Genomic DNA, 17,804 nt, shown 5'->3' with positions numbered 1-17,804 from the left:
TTTTCTTATCTTAGACCTAAATCTTAAGACACTTTATCACCCGGTTTAGCTCCCGTTTCAGGGGAAATCACCCAAACACCTTCGCCATTGCCTGCGGCTAAGACCATACCGTTAGAAATACCGAAACGCATTTTACGTGGGGCTAAGTTCGCTACCATCACCACCAATTTACCTTTGAGGTCGTCAGGCTTATAGAACTCACGGATACCACTGAACACATTGCGTGGTTCAGCTTCCCCCACATTTAAAGTGAGTTGAAGCAGCTTGTCAGAACCTTCAACCGTAGCGGCCTGCAAAACTTCAGCAACACGCAGGTCAACCTTCATAAAATCATCAATATGAATGATTTCAGCTTCACCGACTTTAGGTTCGGGCTTTTTCTCAGTCTTCTTCTCTTTTTTCTTTTCAGTTTTTGCAGGTTCAGCTGTAGCAGTCAAAGAATCTTTAGACGCATCGACCATCGCTGCAACCGCTTTTGGGTCTACACGTTGCATCAGCGGTTGGAACAATGCAATTTCGTGATCCACCAGAATTTCGGTACGAGAGGCAAAATCGAAAGCAGCCAGTTTCAGGAAGTCCTGAACCTGAGTAGCCAGGGCTGGAAGAACAGGAGCCAGGTAAACAGCCAATTGACGGAACAGGTTAATGCCTACCGAGCAGACTTCATGAACTTGTTGCTCTTCACCTTCAACTTTGGCTAAAGCCCAAGGTTTTTTCTCATCAATATATTGGTTTGCTTTGTCTGCAAGTGCCATAATTTCACGAATGGCCGTTGAGAACTCACGTGCTTCGTAAGCTTGAGCGATTGAATCACCAGCATCAATAAAGCTTTGCACCAGTTCAGGTTCTGCACAACTTGCTGATAATTTATTGTCAAACTTGGTATTGATGAACTTGGCACAACGACTGGCAATGTTGACTACTTTACCGACCAGGTCGGAGTTTACTTTCTGAACAAAGTCTTCAAGATTTAAGTCAGAATCTTCCACTTTGTCAGACAGTTTAGAGGCAAAGTAATAACGCAGATATTCAGGATTCAAATGCTGTAAATACGTTTCCGCTTTAATAAAGGTGCCGCGAGATTTCGACATTTTCTGACCATTCACAGTCAAGAAACCGTTGACGAATAAACCAGTTGGAGTACGGTAATTCGCGCCTTCCAACATGGCTGGCCAGAACAGGGCATGGAAATACACGATGTCTTTACCAATGAAGTGATAGACTTCATTTTTAGAATCTTTTTTCCAGAAATCGTCAAAGCTTAAATCAGGACGTTGGGTTTTAACGTAGTTTTCAAAGCTCGACATATAACCAATCGGCGCATCCACCCAAACATAGAAATATTTGTTTGGCGCATCTGGAATTTCAAAACCGAAGTATGGCGCATCACGGGAAATATCCCAGTCTGACAACCCAGCTTCAAACCATTCATCTAATTTGTTGGCAATAGAGACTGGTAAACGGCCTTTATCACGGGTCCATTGTTGCAGGTATTCTGCAAAGTTCGGCAGTTTAAAGAAATAATGATCTGAAGATTTTTCAACAGGGGTCGCGCCACTTAAGGTTGATTTTGGATCAAGTAGTTCAGTGGCATTATAAGTCGTACCGCAAACTTCACATGAGTCGCCGTATTGATCTTCCGCCTTACATTTAGGGCAGGTGCCTTTAATAAAACGGTCTGACAGGAACATGCCTTTTTCAGGATCAAACAACTGGGTAACAGGGCGAACGGCAATATTGCCTGCTTCACGGTTTTTGATATAGATCTCTGATGCACGCGCGCGGTTGGTATCGCTATGGGTAGAATCATAATGATCAAAATGCACACCAAAACCGTCAAAGTCGCGAATGTGTTCAGTTTGCACATTGGCAATTTGCGCTTCAGGCGAAATACCATTGGCTTCAGCACGCAACATGATCGCGGTACCATGAGCATCATCCGCACAGACATAAGTCACGTCATGACCCATCGCACGCATTGCACGAACCCAGATATCTGCTTGGATATAACCAAGTAAGTGACCCATATGAATGGGGCCATTGGCATAGGGAAGGGCATTGGTGACTAGGATTTTACGCACGGATTCACTCTCTCATTCATATTCATTATGCAATGGGCCACAATTTTACATGATGCCGGAGGGATTACAAAGCAATGCTTTGTCTGAAACACCACTAATTAGGACAGCTAAATATCTGAAATTCAAATAGCGGACAGATTAAAGCCGGCTAAGGCTAAAAAATAGAAGAATTGCACAGCTGCTACATCCTGCAAATAACAGCAACAACATGTACAGGCTTTGTTGCAGTTTGCTTAATTCCCCCCGACTACCTACGTACTTTATGCTAAAAACGTTTGATGATTTAAATAAAATTTAGCTTAGGAGAGTACTCATGACTCAACATCAACAGACCAGTACATCGAAGCAACACCAAGATAAAACCCAGCAGACAAAAGCCTTAAATCAGAAAATTGAACAAGAGCAAAAGCAAAACGAGAATGATAAACAGCACAATCAGCATCATCAGGAAGAGCCAGGTGCCAAACCGCACAAGGCGGATCCAAATACTGACACCGAGAGTAAGCAAAGTTCTCAGGCAGCAGATAGTGAATCAGTAGAATCACAGCATGCTTCGAAGGATAGCCAATCTGATAGCACGGGTCAGTCTGATAAAAAGACAGAAACCCAGGAAAGACTAGAACAGCTTAAAACTGAAGCTGGACAAAAATTTGAAGAAGCTAAGCACAAAGCCACTGAACTTGCTCATGATGCTTCAATTAAGCTGGGTGAGTTGAAAACTCAGGCGACTGAAAAATTTGATGAACTCAAAAAAATGGCGACCGAAAAGCTGACTCAAATGAAGAAAGATCATCAAGCTGCGGACGGGCAAGCTGAAAATACCCACATGAAGGATGATGAAAAGCAGGATTTGACCGAAGCAGAGACGCACAATCAATCATCTATGCAGGATACAGCCAAGAAGGATCAGGCTGATAAGGACACGTCTTACAACACTCAAAAATAATAAAGAATGATCTGCCAAGCGACCACTTCCGAAAGGGATTGAAGTGGTCTTTTAAGGCAGGAGTGAATAAAAATAACTAAAATTTTTAGGCATATAAAAGACAGAAAGAGCGACAAGGCCATTATTTAGCGGTATTAAATCAGAAAAAATATAAAAACCGACTAAAATAGTAGGAAATAGTGCTATAAATATATCTCTGGTTCAAGACAATGCTTAACCTTCTACCCAAACCTCGTTAAACTAAGTACTTCAGATGTCTCAGCCTAATTTTGGAGTAACCTATGTCGTGGCTTTCTTCGCTTAAATCGGTTTTTTCGCCTTCCAAGGAAGTGAACGAAGAAGCTGTGCAGCACATACTCCAAAACTACATTTTGCCGAATTCCAGTCATGCCTTGAAAGATCGTATTACTCAGGTCAATGTGCAAGGCGAGATTTTACAAATTACTTTAAATACTTACCCGGAAGAAAAAGAGCAATTACAACAGATTCATGATGAACTGGCAGATGCGCTAGAAAAATGTGGTATTAAAGAGCTGAATATGCATGTCATTCAGCAGAAAACCGGCCATAAATCTACGCAATCAGGGGGTTGCGGACATTCGCATGCCGCGGGGGAAAGCTGCTCTACGACGGACCAGACGCCAACAGGCAAAAGCAATTTACCGCCTGTAGTTGATGCTTCAGGTGGTACAGCTTCAACAGAAGTAGCTGATCCCAATAATCCGCCAATTCAAAAAGCTGCACCCCAACAGCGTGATGTAGCGAAACATCCCCGTATTCAGAATGTGATTTTAGTATCCTCTGGCAAAGGCGGTGTGGGTAAGTCCACCACGACCGTCAACCTGGCATTGGCCTTGCAAAAACTCGGTCTAAAAGTGGGGGTGCTGGATGCTGATATTTATGGTCCAAGTATTCCCACCATGCTGGGTAATGCTGGTAAAACGCCAATGATTGAAGCCGAGCAGTTTGTGCCCTTAGATGCTTATGGCATGCCGGTATTATCTATTGGCCATTTAACAGGTGATCATAATACTCCCGTGGCTTGGCGTGGTCCAAAAGCCACGGGTGCCTTGATGCAGCTGTTTAACCAGACCCTATGGCCGGATCTGGATGTTTTGATGATTGATATGCCGCCAGGCACAGGCGATATTCAATTAACACTTGCTCAGCGTATTCCGGTAACAGGCGCCGTGATTGTGACCACACCGCAAAATGTGGCCTTAATGGATGCCACCAAAGGTATTGAATTATTCAATCGGGTGCAGATTCCAGTGATGGGTGTGGTCGAGAATATGTCGACCCATATCTGTTCGAACTGTGGTCATGAAGAACAGATCTTTGGTACGGGTGGCGGCGACCAACTGGCAGAACAATATGACATTCCATTACTGGGACGCTTACCTTTAAATGTGAAAATTCGTGAAAATGCCGATGCCGGTAAACCTTCGGTGATTGCTGGAGATGATGCTGCTGAAAGTTACATGGCTATTGCCCAGAAAATTGCAGATCGCTTGCCGCAAGCAGAAAAAGATAAAACTCGTATTTTCTAAGATTTTATAGTGAAAAAAAGAGAGCCTCGGCTCTCTTTTTTATGAGATTTTAGTAGTCACTGTATTTTCTTTTCTTGCCTGAACGATATTAAAGCCAATCGCAATAATCACCATGAGGGTGCCGATAATATCGGTCATGGTTTCCGGCACGATCATCATAAGTGCGCCAACCCCCAGGAAGATCCGCCAGAACCAGCTCAGGGCTGTTTTAAAATAACCTTCTACTGCAGCCCCCAGTGCCAGAATACCGACAATGGAGGTTACAGTAATGCTTAAAATGACATTCCATGCCGGTAAGGCAAATTCTTTGGCATTCACGGCAATATCTGTCGTGTCAATCATCAGCATCGCCGGGTTATAGACAAACAGGAATGGCACAATAAAACCGGCTAGAGATAGGCGTAGGGCCAGGAATCCGGTCCGCATTGGATCACCACCGGCAATCCCGGCACCGGCAAAGGCGGCCAAGGCCACGGGTGGGGTGATATTGGCAAACAAACCAAAATAGAACACGAACATATGGGCGACTAAGATAGGAATGTCAAAGTTGGCCAAAGCAGGGGCAGCCATCGTTGCGGTAATGATATAGGCAGGAATGGATGGCAGGCCCATACCGAGAATCATCGATGCAATCATGGTGAAGAACAGGGTCAGGAACAGACTGCCGGCACCAATACTCATGATTGAAGAAGTCATCACTGAACCGAAACTGGTCAAGCTCACGACACCAATAATAATACCGACGACGGCACAGGCTGCCATCACGGAAAGTGACTGTTTAGCGCCATCAGCTAAGGCTTCCAGAATTTCTTTCGGTCCCATACGGGTCGATTTTCTGAATGCTGCAACCACGATAGTCAATAAAATCGTATACACAGCCGCATAGCTAACCGGAATGGATTGAAATAAGAAGAACACTAAGGCAACGATAGGGAGTAATAAATGTCCTCGTTCTTTTAGGACTTCTTTGACCCGTGGCAGGTCAGCTTTGGGAACACCTTTCAGGTTATCCCGGCCGGCTCTGAAATGTACTTGTGCCATCACACCGAGATAATATAGCAGGGCGGGCAATACCGCAGCTAAGGCAATCGTGCCGTAACTGACACCCGTGGTTTCCGCCATGATGAAGGCGCTGGCACCCATCACTGGCGGCAAGATCTGTCCACCCACAGACGCACTGGCTTCAACCGCACCGGCAAAGTCTTTGTGATAGCCGATTTTCTTCATTAAAGGAATGGTAAATGAACCGGTTCCCACCACATTGGCAACCGCTGTCCCGTTAATGCTGCCCATAAAACCGCTGGAAATCACTGCAACTTTGGCAGGGCCACCTTGCTTATGTCCGGCAAGTGCCATGGCCAGGTCATTGAATAATTTTCCCATGCCTGATTTCGCCAGAAAGGCACCGAACAGGATAAACAGGAAAATGAAGGTGACCGAAGCACTGATGGCTGAGGAATATAACCCTTCAGTCTTTAGATACATTTGGCCGAAAATATCACTGAATGTATAGGGGCGGGTGAGCAAGCGATCTGGCATCCAGTCAAAATGACTGACAAATGGATAGCTTAAGAAAATCAGTCCTAGGATCGGCAGCATCCAGCCCATTACCCGCCGTGCTGCCTCAACCACTAATACGACCGTCATAATCGAGAAGACAATGTCCAGCGTATTGGGAATGCCTCCGCGAGTGGTCATAATGGCTTGGTATTCTTTAAACAGATAAAAGAACGAAGCAAAAGAGGCGATTACCCAAATCCAGTCAGTCCATGCGACCTTTTGCCGGCTGCTGGCCTGACGTGCTGGATAGAGCAGGAAAATCAGTGCTAAACCAATGGACACATGTGCCGCACGTTGAATCAGTTCGGGTAAAGGATTAAAGGTAATATAGAGATGGAATAACGAATAGGATATTGCTAAGGCAGCAATAAACCAGCGAACCGATTTATTGATCGGGTTACGGGTAACAGATTCACGGTCAAATTTTTCTAATAATTCTTGTTGCTGTTGCTCATTGAGTGCTTCGGGCACATTTTTTATGTCTTGTGGATTCATAGGCAGTCATTTAAACCTCTTTTTTTCCATAGGCTGTCTTTTTTTATAGAGATCTGTACCGTACTGTAGTCGGGAAAATCCTGATAAATATTCCAGACCCGATCAGCACTCTCAATTTTTCCCTGCATCCTGCGCGAAATGACCCAGTTGAGTTCTTTCAATTTTCGGTTGATCTGTATATGAATGCTACCATCATCCTGCCGCGTAATGGTGCCTTGGTCAGGTGTACCTGCGCCAAATGAAATGAACTGTGTTTCTGCCAGAATCAAATCGTTTTCATCTTGAAGATAGCGTTCTTTCCACTGTGTTTTTTCTACCGAATGTATCCAGCTGAGCTGAAAAGATTTCTGGTCAATTTTGCACTGAAAATTTTGTTCTCTCACTTCAACAAAAATATAAGGAAATGTCAGCCAAACACAGCTAATAAAAAAAGCAGCCCAACTAAAAAGTGCAGCAATCGCTGCACCTTGTATCCATTTCATCAGTTCGCTGTATTCTCATCATAGAATTTTTGCGCGCCCGGATGTAGTGGAGCCACCAGACCTTTTTGTGCACCTTCTAAAGTGATTTCTTTAGCAGCCTGATGTGAGTTGGCGAGTTGATCGAGACTGGAGAAGAAAGTCTTGGTCAGCTTATATACATCATCAGTAGACAAGTCTGAGCGAACCACCAGTGCATTCATGATCGCCGCTGTTGGAATATCTTCAGCATTGCCATAGGTCCCTTTGGGGATGGTCATCGGCAGGAAATAAGCCTGATCTTTGGCAATGGCTTTGACTTTGTCAGGATTGATACTCACCAGTTGCAGATCAAAGCCCTGTTGTAATTCCATCAGAGAAGAGTTTGGGAGGCCGCTGGTCAGAAAGGCTGCATCCAGCTTGCCACCTTTTAAAGCATCCGCTGCTTCAGCATAACCAAGATAATCTACTTTTACATCCTTATAAGTAATGCCAAAACCATTCAGCAGGCTACGTGCATTCACTTCTACACCTGAGTTCTGGGCACCCACCGCAATACGTTTGCCTTTGAGATCTTCAATATTTTTAATCCCAGAACGCTTCGAAGTCACGATTTGTACATAGTTGGGATAAAGAGCAGCAATCTGCTGCACGTTGTCAATTTTGGCACTAAAACTGCCTTGGCCATTGATCGCCTCAGTTAAGCTGTCACTCATGACAAAAGCCATTTCAACTTTGTCTTGTTTCAATAAATTCAGGTTTTCGACAGAAGCACCAGTGGTCTGAGTTTTAGAACTCACGCCGTAGGTCTTGTTATAGATTTCAGCCAATCCTGTCCCAATGACATTATAAGGACCTGAGGCACCACCTGTGGCAATATTGACAAAATGGGTTTGCAGTTTATCTGCAGCCACACTTTCGCCGGATGCAGCCTGACTATTCGATTTATTTTGTGCATTATCATTCGAGCAAGCAACTACGCCTGATAGCGCTAAACCCATGACTGAAAGCTTGATCCATTTATTCATATTATGACTCCTGATATTATTCTGCAGTTTTTAAAATATAATTAAAACAACAATGTGCTAGACCGTCTGGAGGTTAAAAAATGTGAATTATCAATTGCTGTCTTTGTACAATTTAACAGCAATTATTTTCTCTGAATACCATTAATAGCATTTTTTTCAAAAATTTACTTTATCAATAGGTTGAACAAATTGAGCAAGATAGACAGCTTAAATGGAGAGCGGAAATTTAAGCATGAGGAGTGAGGTAAAAGTTGCTCCAACCACAATATCTTTTCATAGGAATGTCCAAAGTTCATACACAAGGCCAGAGGTTTTTGGTTGGTTGAATTTCAATCAAAGATTACCAGAAATAATGATTTTTTTAAGTTTTGACAATTTTCCTTTCATAGGGTGTGGATCAGTATTTCTGGAACTCTAATTCCGAATACGCTCATTGAAACCTCTACTTTTTAGCAGTTTTACTATTTGCTTATAGCTTTATAAATTGACAAAATTGACTAAAAGTAAATTTTCTTATATTTTTAACCAACTACTTAATAGTAAATAGAAAAATAAAATATAATTTTTTTTAATATGTTCGCTTACAAATATTTTTTTGCAGATTTGACTGGATTATTTTATGCTGCAGGCATAAGAGCGAGGTCAAGCTATGGTTTCATGGTTTTTTATTGGTTTGGTGATAAGTATTCTATTAACACCCGGCCCAACCAATACTTTATTGGCATCGTCGGGCATCCAGGTCGGGTTTAAGAAAGCTTTTCGTCTTATTCCTGCAGAAGCCTTTGGTTATTTGATTGCAATTACTTTTTGGGGCATTTTAATCGGAAAGATCTCGGTTTATTTTCCTCCACTTCCTCATATTCTCAAACTGTTTAGTGCAGCCTATATTCTTTTTCTGGCCCTGAAATTATGGCGTACGGCAGAGCTGGATGAAAATTTTGAGCAGCTAACCATTCTTGCACGTGAATTGTTCTTTGCGACTTTACTGAACCCTAAAGCATTACTGTTTGCTTCGGCTATTTTTCCGGTGATGGTTTGGAAAAGCAGTCTCTATTATGTGACTTATATGCTGGTATTCTTGGCCTTACTGATTCCAATTGCATTTTTCTGGACATTTTTAGGCACAATTCTGGCGCGTAAAAATAATCGCTGGCTAAATCAGAAGAACCTGCAAAAGACCGCTTCGATTATTTTAATGAGCTTTTCTGTGCCTTTAAGCTACTCCGCACTGCTTAGCTTATAAACCAGAAAAAGTGACGAATGTTTGTGAAATTTACTTGTCAGGATTTCACTTATTTTCATTACTGCCAATTTCAGTTAAAGTACGTCGTAATTACTTATATTTAAGATTTTTGGATTATATCAATGGCAATTAAGTCTGATCGTTGGATTCGCGAAATGAGCGAAAAACACGGCATGATTGAACCGTATGCAGAAAACCAGATTCGTCTGGATGAGAATGGTCAAAAACTGATCTCTTATGGCGTTTCAAGCTATGGCTATGACGTGCGCTGTGCACGTGAATTCAAAGTGTTTACCAATGTTCATTCTGCAATTGTCGATCCAAAGAACTTTGATGAAAAAAGCTTTATCGATATTGAGTCGGATGTATGTATTATTCCACCGAACTCATTTGCTTTGGCGCGTACAGTAGAATATTTCCGTATTCCGAGAAATGTACTCACCGTTTGTCTGGGGAAATCGACCTATGCGCGTTGCGGAATTATTGTAAACGTTACTCCGCTTGAACCAGAGTGGGAAGGTCATGTCACGCTTGAATTTTCAAACACGACCAATTTGCCTGCCCGTATTTATGCTGGTGAAGGGGTGGCGCAAATGCTGTTTTTTGAATCTGATGAAGTGTGTGAAACATCTTACAAAGACCGGGGTGGTAAATATCAAGGTCAGACCGGTGTGACGCTGCCGAAGGCTTAAATACTTTTAAAAGAAAGATAGATCAAAAAGCGAGGCATTGGCCTCGCTTTTTTTATTCTTTCATTCATCGGAAACTCGGAATTTCTGCTCTTTTGACTTTGGTAATTACACAAAAAATAAGCATAATGGATAATCAATATAAAAAAGATGCGTGATGCATCATTTAACAAAAAATAAAGTGTGGTAGCTAGGAAGCTAAAGGATAAAGATGCGGAGCATCAGATAAGAAAAGGATAGTGATGATGAAGAAGAACAGCAGGCACTTGACTATTAAAAAAACGTGCTTAGCCACCATATTGTGTATGTTTTCAATGCCGCCAGCCTTCGCGATGCAGCAGCTTTCTGATGATACGATGTCAGATACCACAGGTGAAGGAATTGCGATTTTACCTGAGGATTTTAAACTTGTTTTTCAAATGCCGAATGATAAATCTACAGGTTCCAGTTATAACCGCCCTTTGACAGGTACGGGTGCTACGGATCCGAGCCAATTTGATACCGGTTTTATTCGAATTATTCCGGTCGGGGAAGATTATTCAAGATATGTCAACTCAAACGAGAATCTGGCAGAAAAACGCACCAAGGCTGATGTTTTTATTTATGGTCTAGCACTTTCACGAACTAATGATAATTTAAATCAAAGATTTAGTAATACAGGTTTTACCTGGGGTTCAGATGCTAACCCTTGGGTGGTACGAGCAGGTACGCAATCGAATGTAAAGCAATTTATAAATACCAATAATGGGGATGTCAGTTATCTGTCAATTGAAGCTCCTCTGGCACGAGAAGGGGTATATGAAGAAGATAACAATATTAAGCTAGGATACTGGCTGGATGCTTTTTCACGTAAGTGGGGCTCAAATAATCAAGTAGATGAGATTACAGGTGCACCGACAGTTACTGCGGATTTACCCACCGACCAGCGTATTCGACTTCAACTGGTTGCAAACGGATTAAGTTTAAGTGGTTCTCAGGTCCGTCTTTTTCAAACACAAGCCTCACCTGTGGCACAGCAGAACCAAACACTCGGTATGGCCAGCTTAATCCGGCAGAACACCCATGATAATCCAGCGTCATTAACCTTTAATAAAGGTTCGAATGGCGAAGCAATCAACCTGGTAGACTTAAATAAAAAAGCCCTGCGTATTAGTACGGCGGCGATTGATGATGGCACAGCATCGACACCTGCACTAAATCGTTCGTATGCCCCCATCTTTCACGCGAGTGAAGGCTTATATCTTTATAGCCCTAATATCAACCTGGTCTTTGGTAATATGTATCAACCCTTTATTGTTGGCTCAGAAGGCAATAATATCGTTTTGGAAGTTACACGGATTCCAAACGTACCTGATATTTATAATAAAATTTATACGGACTATTCTAGTGAAGCTTCTAAAGCCGCTACTTTATGTAATGTAGCCTCTTGTGGCAGCCAAGCCTCCATGATTAGTAATATCAAATATCAGGCCAATACAGCGACCCACAGTAGTATCAGTGTGGGAAGTGTCACAATTAATAACAAGCTGCTGGAAGCAAATAAAAATGATAATGCAACTGGTATCGTGTTTAGGGGACCTACCAATACAGCTCCAGTAAACTTGGGCTCTGTGGTGATTGATGGTGTGCTGATTCAACATCTGAAGTTTAAAACGACAGGGCTTTAGGAGATGAGCATGAAGCTGAAAATGTTATTTGCTGCCGTACTTATTGTACCTTCATGGGCCTATGCGGCATTAGAAAGTCTGAATAATGAAGAAATGGTCGCTATTAGTGGGAAAGGCACAGAGATTTTAGGGGGGGCAGATTTAAGCTGGACCTTATCTTTAAATCATCAGTATGCCAGTGACCTCAGTAAAAAAGAGATTTCATTGGTTAATGGTTTTGAAGCGAACGGGATTGCCAAGGTGACGCAAGCCTATTATCGCATGACGAATAATCTGGAGTGTCCATTACTGGAATTATGCCGGTTGGCTATTTCTCCAAATAACCATACAGAAAAACAGCCGGATGGTTCAATAGCCAAAAAATGGCTGGTCTTCAAGCAAATTCAGGGCACATTACAGATTGATCAGTTCACCTTAAGTGGTACTACATTTATCAATCAATATAATAATCCACAAAGCGCTATGCGCTTAACATTCTATGATGATAAACCACTTAAAATCAGAAATTTAGGTTTTAAAAGTGTATCGATTGAAGCGGGTGATGAAGGATATTTTAATACCACTAAATATGAAACTTATGCAACAGGCAGGAATGTCCCTCAATTTGACCAAGGGCAGGAAAAGGGATTCATGGGTTTGAATATTCATGGCAATATGCACATGAATGGAAATATAAAAATATTTAGCGTCAACTGTACGGGCGATGGAGCAAGCCGTTGCTAGCTCGGTAGAAGAATAAGGATATTAGAATGAAAACTAAATCGCAGTTCAAATTACTTACCGTCTGTATATGTATGGCACAGCAGAGCTATGCTCTGGAATTGATTAAAGATCAGGACTTAGGCAGTGTGACTGGTCAAGATGGGATTATTATTACCCATGAAATTTCAAAAGCGGAAGTCAATCAGGTGAACTGGTATGACCCTAATCCCATCTCAAATACAAAAATGGGTTTAGGTCTACATCATGTAAAAATTGAAGGAATTAAGCAAAAGCCTATTATTAGTACTTTTGCTATGCATGTCGGAGCAACCGAGAAGGGGGCAGGATTAAGACTTGAAGCCAGTGTAGATCCGCTCCAGCTCAAAGCTGATCTGAATATTGTAAAAAATAATTGTAATGAGGCTCCTTGTGTACAAAGCAAGCAGAATCTTGGTGAGTTAGGAATTGATATGAAATCTCCTTTCAATCTGGTTCTGCAAACTACATCAGGCCTATTTAACAAAGATAGCAAAACCCATATCAATTTTCAGTTGAAAAACACCTCAATTAGCCACAGTTTAAATAGCAATAGCTTGATATTAAATGATTTCAACTTCAATTTTGAAGGGGAAGGATACATGTATGTGGATGCCAAGGAAGGGGTGGTTTTAGCAACGTCTAATGGTATTGAAGGGGTTGATAAAAATACAGTTAACCTGAATAAAGTTGGAAATAACCCAGGTGTAAATATAGATTTTCGCTATAGCACACCATCGAATGAGCGTAAAAATATTATCCGTATGGGCGCTTCAGGTGCAGTTACCAATGCCAAAATTTTCTTAAATGCTGATCAGGCAGGTATTAAAAACTTTGGTACACCTAGTCGCTCCTCATCAAGCACAAGTTATAGTGAACTGGGGAGTGGGGGACTGCATTTTGGAGTGGCGGCAGATATTTTAAGTAAAGGTCATGCAGCATTAAAACCTGGCCAGATGCCTACAACACTTGAAATTGGCCACACGGGTACAGGAAGTTATGCAATTGAGTTTTCAAGATTAAGGGCATTAACCCAGCAGGCGAATGCTTCTATTAATTTTGGCGATATTTATATAAATACAATCCAAAAAGCCAAAACACTTGATTTTGTCATTAATAAAAATATGCAGGATACTCTGGCGAAGGCAAGCCCAATTTTAGCGCAGACTTTAAATAATACGACTGAGGGTGGTGATTTTGCCCTGATTGCCATACGGGGCATGGATTTCCAGACTATTGCTTCACGTGCACGTTTTATTTCACAGACTGCTCCAGCAAATAATGATACTGGAACCTGGGGAATTGGTATTCCTATTTATAATCTGAATGCCAATCTTGCACTGACAGGAGCGACTTATGGCACAGAGCATAAAAAAGGTATTGCCTACAATCTTATGGCTTCGACCGACGGATACGGGGTCGATGGTCCAAAAGGCCCAAGTACTACCTCTATGATCTTGATTGATGGACACAATGGGGTACATGGTGAAGCGGTCAACTATTATGCGGGTTTGCGTAATATTGATACTTTTATTGAGTCGCAGGGCGTAATTGGTTATGAAGATGAAGGAATCTATGTTCGGGCAGACAAGTTACTTTTTGCAGCAAATGCGGAAATTGCTGTCGGTCAGTTGCCAGGTTCAAAATATAATTGTGCCAGTTCAGTTTCAGCTAAATGTAATGGTGTCATAGCAGATGATATTTTTGCTAAGAAAGAGGATGTTTTAAATACATTGGCCTTTAAATTAGATGGTAAGGGTGAGCTCATGATTATTCCGGGCGTAGAAAGTATCAACGCAACGCCCGAAACCAATTTTTTATCGCTCAAGGCCAATTTTGAATTTACTCCATTAACAGAATCCTCACCCGAATATTTAGGGAGTTATATCAGTTTAAGCACTGAAGATACGATTGCGGGTGTAACTAAGAAATCAAGTTTAAATTTAAATAAATTACAGGGTCATGTGGGTTTAAACGGGCAAATTTATTTAAAGGAAAATGCTGTAGCCTTGGACACTCAGGTGCAACTGAATTATAAGTCAACCTTGTCCAATAGAGGGCATGGTGTACCTTTTAAAGCTGAAATGGCGATGTCACCTTCAGGTACGACTATGCAAAAAATTGCGGATATCGCAATTACTGGTGGCACATTAAGAAGTACGCTGGGAATTACACCGCGATAAAAAGAATAAAGGATAGAATTATGAAAAAATCTTTAATTGCATTACTGGTGGGTACATTTACTGGTTTCTCTCATACCTACGCGATGACCATATTAAATGATGAGCAATTATCTGAAGTAGAGGGCCAAGCTTTAATCAACCTTGAATACCAGAAAGGAATTAGTGCCACTGATGCACAAGGTAAATCTTATAATCAAACCAATATGGGATTTTATAAACTTGCTCTTAGTGCTGAAATGGAACTGAATGCCAATATTAAAAAACTACAGCTAGGCTGTGGTGGTGAAAATAATGCTATTCGTGCCGCAAGTTGTGATATTGATATTGATAATCTTGGTTTGAGCGGCTTACCCTTAAATGCGGATGGCAGCATTAATACAAATTATACAGCTGATCAACGAGCAGCCTCTTCAGCTAAAATTACCAATCCTTTTGTCCAGATTGCGATTAAAAATCCAGATTCGGCAGCAACCAGACAGGTTCTTGGCTTCCGCGTGAGTGCAGAGAAAATTGCAGGACTGTTAACTTTGGGTACACATAATGACCAGGATGCAAAAGGTAATGGTATTCCGAATGGAATTAATAGCTTTAGTGGTTATATGAAAACCAAAACGGCATCCGGTGTAGCTGTAACAGGTAGTCGTTCTATGACTTATGCAGATACCCAGTTAAAGATTAATGGGGAAGTTTCAGGACGTTTATTGGGCAGTAGCTCGGGTACAACTTGTGTAGGTGGTTTTTTAGATCCTTGTCATAATGTTTCTTATACCTCTGATTCTTATAATTTAAACTTATCTTCAACTTCTGCTCCTTTTACAATTAACTCTACCATTGTATCTGGGACGCGAATGAAAGATGTAATGTTAAAAGGCAGTGGTACAGTTGGGAAGATTGATTTTAGTGGGCAATTAACGGCTAAAGTATTAGGACTCTTAAATTTAGAGAAGCAGGTATCGGGTAATATTACAGGCTTGAAAACAGATATTACTGTGAATCAGAGTTTGGGCTTAATTCATGCTCTGTATTTGAATAATCCTGCCTCATTATCTTTACAAGCTGAAAGTATCTTATGGCCGGGTGCGGCTGTCGGAGCAAATAAAGGTTGGTGGCTGGCAATGGAGGATGAAGTCGAACTTGGAAGTTTGAGCCCAAATACTGAAGTTGCAATTACGGATGAAGTCTTGAAACAAACCATTGCTGGAATTAATAAAGATTTAACGGAGAACCCGCGAAATTGTGGCAACCTTTTAACAGGGTGTATAGGTGGTTCCGCATTAGTGGTTGGTAATGTGCCTATGGGTTCTACAACTTTAGATTTCCCTTTAACCAACTTGAGTCTGCAAGGACAAAACTTTAAACCAAACTGCTTTGGCGGGCATAGATTCTGCTAACGAATGCCTATAAAAAATCCCGCTATTTGAGCGGGATTTTTATTTTGACAAGAATTATTTGGCAATTTTAGCCAGTAATTCTTCTTTAGACAGGTTGACTGATTCTGCATCACGACGACCTTTGTATTCAAAGGTGCCTGCATCCAAACCTTTTTCTCCCACTACGATCCGGTGTGGAATGCCCGTTAACTCAAGATCAGAGAATTTTACGCCTGGGCGCTCATTACGATCATCCAGAAGCACATCAAAGCCCGCAGCTTGAAGCTCAGTATAGAGTGCTTCGGCTGCTTCCAGAGTGCGTGGTGATTTATGTGCATTCATTGGCACAATCGCAACTTCAAATGGTGCAATGGCCATTGGCCAGATAATGCCTTTTTCATCAAAGTTCTGCTCAATGGCAGAAGCAACCACACGGGTTACACCAATACCGTAACAACCCATGGTCACAGTGAACGGCTTGCCATCTTCACCGAGAACTTTACAGCCTAAAGCTTCAGAGTATTTTTTACCTAACTGGAAGATATGACCGACTTCAATACCACGTTTAATTTGAAGTACGCCTTTACCATCTGGAGAAGGATCGCCTTCCACCACATTACGCAGGTCATAAACTTCAGTAAACTGTGCATCACGCTCCCAGTTGACACCAGTCGCATGTTTGTCCGCTTCATTGGCACCCGCAACAAAGTCAGACAGTACAGACGCAGCACGATCAACGATGACGGTAATCCCTTTTTCAACCAGACCTTGTGGGCCTACAAAACCGGCAGTCAAACCAAGCGCTTTGATTTGCTCTTCAGTGGCAAAAGTCAGTGGCGCTGCAATTAAAGGATGTTTTTCAGCTTTAATTTCATTCAGTTCATGATCGCCACGGAGGAATAGCGCAACCACTGGTACAGCTTTGGCTTCTTCAGTAGCAACACCTTGAACCAGCAGGGCTTTAACTGAATGCGCAGGATCAGTCGCTAAGAATGCAGAAACATCAGCAATGGTCTTTTGATTGGGAGTATCAACAATTTTCAGTGCTTGAGCTGGAGCAGCACGCTCACCGACTAAAATTGCTTCAGCCATTTCAATATTGGCTGCATAGTCTGATTCAGTTGAGAATGCAATATCATCTTCACCGCTAGAAGCCAAAACATGGAATTCGTGCGAACCAGACCCCCCGATTGAACCTGTATCTGCCTGTACCGGACGGAAATCCAGACCTAAACGGCTAAAGATTTTGCAGTAGGCCTCATACATTGCATCATAGGTTTTTTGCAGTGATTCCTGATTTGCATGGAAAGAATAAGCATCTTTCATGATGAATTCACGTGAACGCATGACGCCAAAACGTGGACGAATTTCATCACGGAATTTGGTTTGTACCTGATAGAAGTTGACTGGCAGCTGTTTGTAGCTCTTTAATTCATTACGTGCCAGATCCGTGATGACCTCTTCATGCGTTGGACCCAGCACAAAAGGAGTGTCATGACGATCTTTAAAGCGTAACAGTTCAGGACCATATTCTACATAACGGCCTGACTCTTCCCAAAGTGAAGCCGGTTGGGTTACAGGCATAAAGACTTCAAGTGAACCAGCATTATTCATTTCTTCACGAACGATCGCAGCCACTTTATTTAATACGCGAACGCCCATCGGCAGCCAAGTGTATAGACCTGAAGCCAACTTACGAATCATACCGGCACGAAGCATCAGCTGATGTGAAATAACTTCAGCATCATTCGGGGTTTCTCTTAACGTTGCAAATAAAAAGCGACTCGCGCGCATGG

The 17,804-nt window shown here is 42.0% G+C and carries 13 protein-coding genes; 8 read left to right on the top strand and 5 right to left on the bottom strand.

The genetic code is table 11. The annotated features are described in order from the left end of the window. Positions 1-23 precede the first annotated feature (23 nt). Positions 24-2,081, bottom strand: coding sequence for a methionine--tRNA ligase (gene metG / locus E5Y90_RS10870; RefSeq protein WP_151203458.1), 2,058 nt, complete (start codon positions 2,079-2,081; stop codon positions 24-26). A gap of 313 nt (positions 2,082-2,394) precedes the next feature. Between metG and E5Y90_RS10865 the strand changes: the two genes are divergently transcribed. Continuing rightward, positions 2,395-3,027, top strand: a complete 633-nt coding sequence (locus tag E5Y90_RS10865; RefSeq protein ID WP_153228189.1) for a hypothetical protein — start codon at positions 2,395-2,397, stop codon at positions 3,025-3,027. 281 nt (positions 3,028-3,308) lie between these two features. Continuing rightward, the gene (gene apbC, locus E5Y90_RS10860) at positions 3,309-4,577 is read left to right on the top strand and encodes an iron-sulfur cluster carrier protein ApbC (protein ID WP_174660207.1); all 1,269 of its coding nucleotides are present in this window, start codon (positions 3,309-3,311) and stop codon (positions 4,575-4,577) included. Between the two features lie 39 nt (positions 4,578-4,616). On the opposite strand, the gene E5Y90_RS10855 is transcribed toward apbC, so the two are convergent. Genes E5Y90_RS10855 through E5Y90_RS10845 form a run of 3 tightly spaced genes read right to left on the bottom strand, consistent with a single transcriptional unit; the run spans position 4,617 to position 8,118 of the window. Beyond that, a complete protein-coding gene (locus tag E5Y90_RS10855) occupies positions 4,617-6,632 on the bottom strand; it encodes a TRAP transporter permease (RefSeq protein WP_174660206.1) in 2,016 nt (671 codons plus the stop codon). Then, a complete protein-coding gene (locus tag E5Y90_RS10850) occupies positions 6,629-7,114 on the bottom strand; it encodes a DUF1850 domain-containing protein (RefSeq protein WP_174660205.1) in 486 nt (161 codons plus the stop codon). The genes E5Y90_RS10855 and E5Y90_RS10850 overlap by 4 nt, the downstream gene beginning before the upstream one ends. After that, positions 7,114-8,118, bottom strand: a complete 1,005-nt coding sequence (locus E5Y90_RS10845) for a TAXI family TRAP transporter solute-binding subunit (protein ID WP_174660204.1) — start codon at positions 8,116-8,118, stop codon at positions 7,114-7,116. The genes E5Y90_RS10850 and E5Y90_RS10845 overlap by 1 nt, the downstream gene beginning before the upstream one ends. Before the next feature lie 649 nt (positions 8,119-8,767). Here E5Y90_RS10845 and E5Y90_RS10840 point away from each other — a divergent pair. The 6 genes from E5Y90_RS10840 (at position 8,768) to E5Y90_RS10815 (ending at position 16,029) form a co-directional block, all read left to right on the top strand. After that, positions 8,768-9,361, top strand: a complete 594-nt coding sequence (locus tag E5Y90_RS10840; protein ID WP_174660203.1) for a LysE family translocator — start codon at positions 8,768-8,770, stop codon at positions 9,359-9,361. 122 nt (positions 9,362-9,483) lie between these two features. Then, the gene (gene dcd, locus E5Y90_RS10835) at positions 9,484-10,053 is read left to right on the top strand and encodes a dCTP deaminase (protein WP_004785008.1); all 570 of its coding nucleotides are present in this window, start codon (positions 9,484-9,486) and stop codon (positions 10,051-10,053) included. Between the two features lie 242 nt (positions 10,054-10,295). Further along, positions 10,296-11,717, top strand: coding sequence for a hypothetical protein (locus E5Y90_RS10830; protein ID WP_373688381.1), 1,422 nt, complete (start codon positions 10,296-10,298; stop codon positions 11,715-11,717). Positions 11,718-11,726: 9 nt separating this feature from the next. Then, positions 11,727-12,440, top strand: a complete 714-nt coding sequence (locus E5Y90_RS10825) for a hypothetical protein (protein WP_151204896.1) — start codon at positions 11,727-11,729, stop codon at positions 12,438-12,440. 26 nt (positions 12,441-12,466) lie between these two features. Beyond that, entirely contained in the window at positions 12,467-14,638 is a 2,172-nt protein-coding gene (locus tag E5Y90_RS10820) for a DUF6160 family protein (protein WP_174660201.1), read from the top strand. A 20-nt stretch (positions 14,639-14,658) separates the two neighbouring features. Continuing rightward, positions 14,659-16,029: a hypothetical protein gene (locus E5Y90_RS10815; protein ID WP_151204894.1), complete on the top strand. Its 1,371-nt coding sequence runs from the start codon at positions 14,659-14,661 to the stop codon at positions 16,027-16,029. 54 nt (positions 16,030-16,083) lie between these two features. Here E5Y90_RS10815 and E5Y90_RS10810 read toward each other — a convergent pair whose 3' ends face one another. Further along, complete coding sequence (locus tag E5Y90_RS10810; protein ID WP_151204893.1) at positions 16,084-17,802, bottom strand: proline--tRNA ligase; 1,719 nt, start codon at positions 17,800-17,802, stop codon at positions 16,084-16,086. Positions 17,803-17,804 lie beyond the last annotated feature (2 nt).

The sequence above is a fragment of the Acinetobacter sp. 10FS3-1 genome (genome assembly GCF_013343215.1).
Taxonomy (GTDB): Bacteria; Pseudomonadota; Gammaproteobacteria; order Pseudomonadales; family Moraxellaceae; genus Acinetobacter; species Acinetobacter lwoffii_C.
The sequence above is the reverse complement of the archived record's forward strand: the minus strand, read 5'-3'. Positions and strand labels throughout refer to the sequence as shown.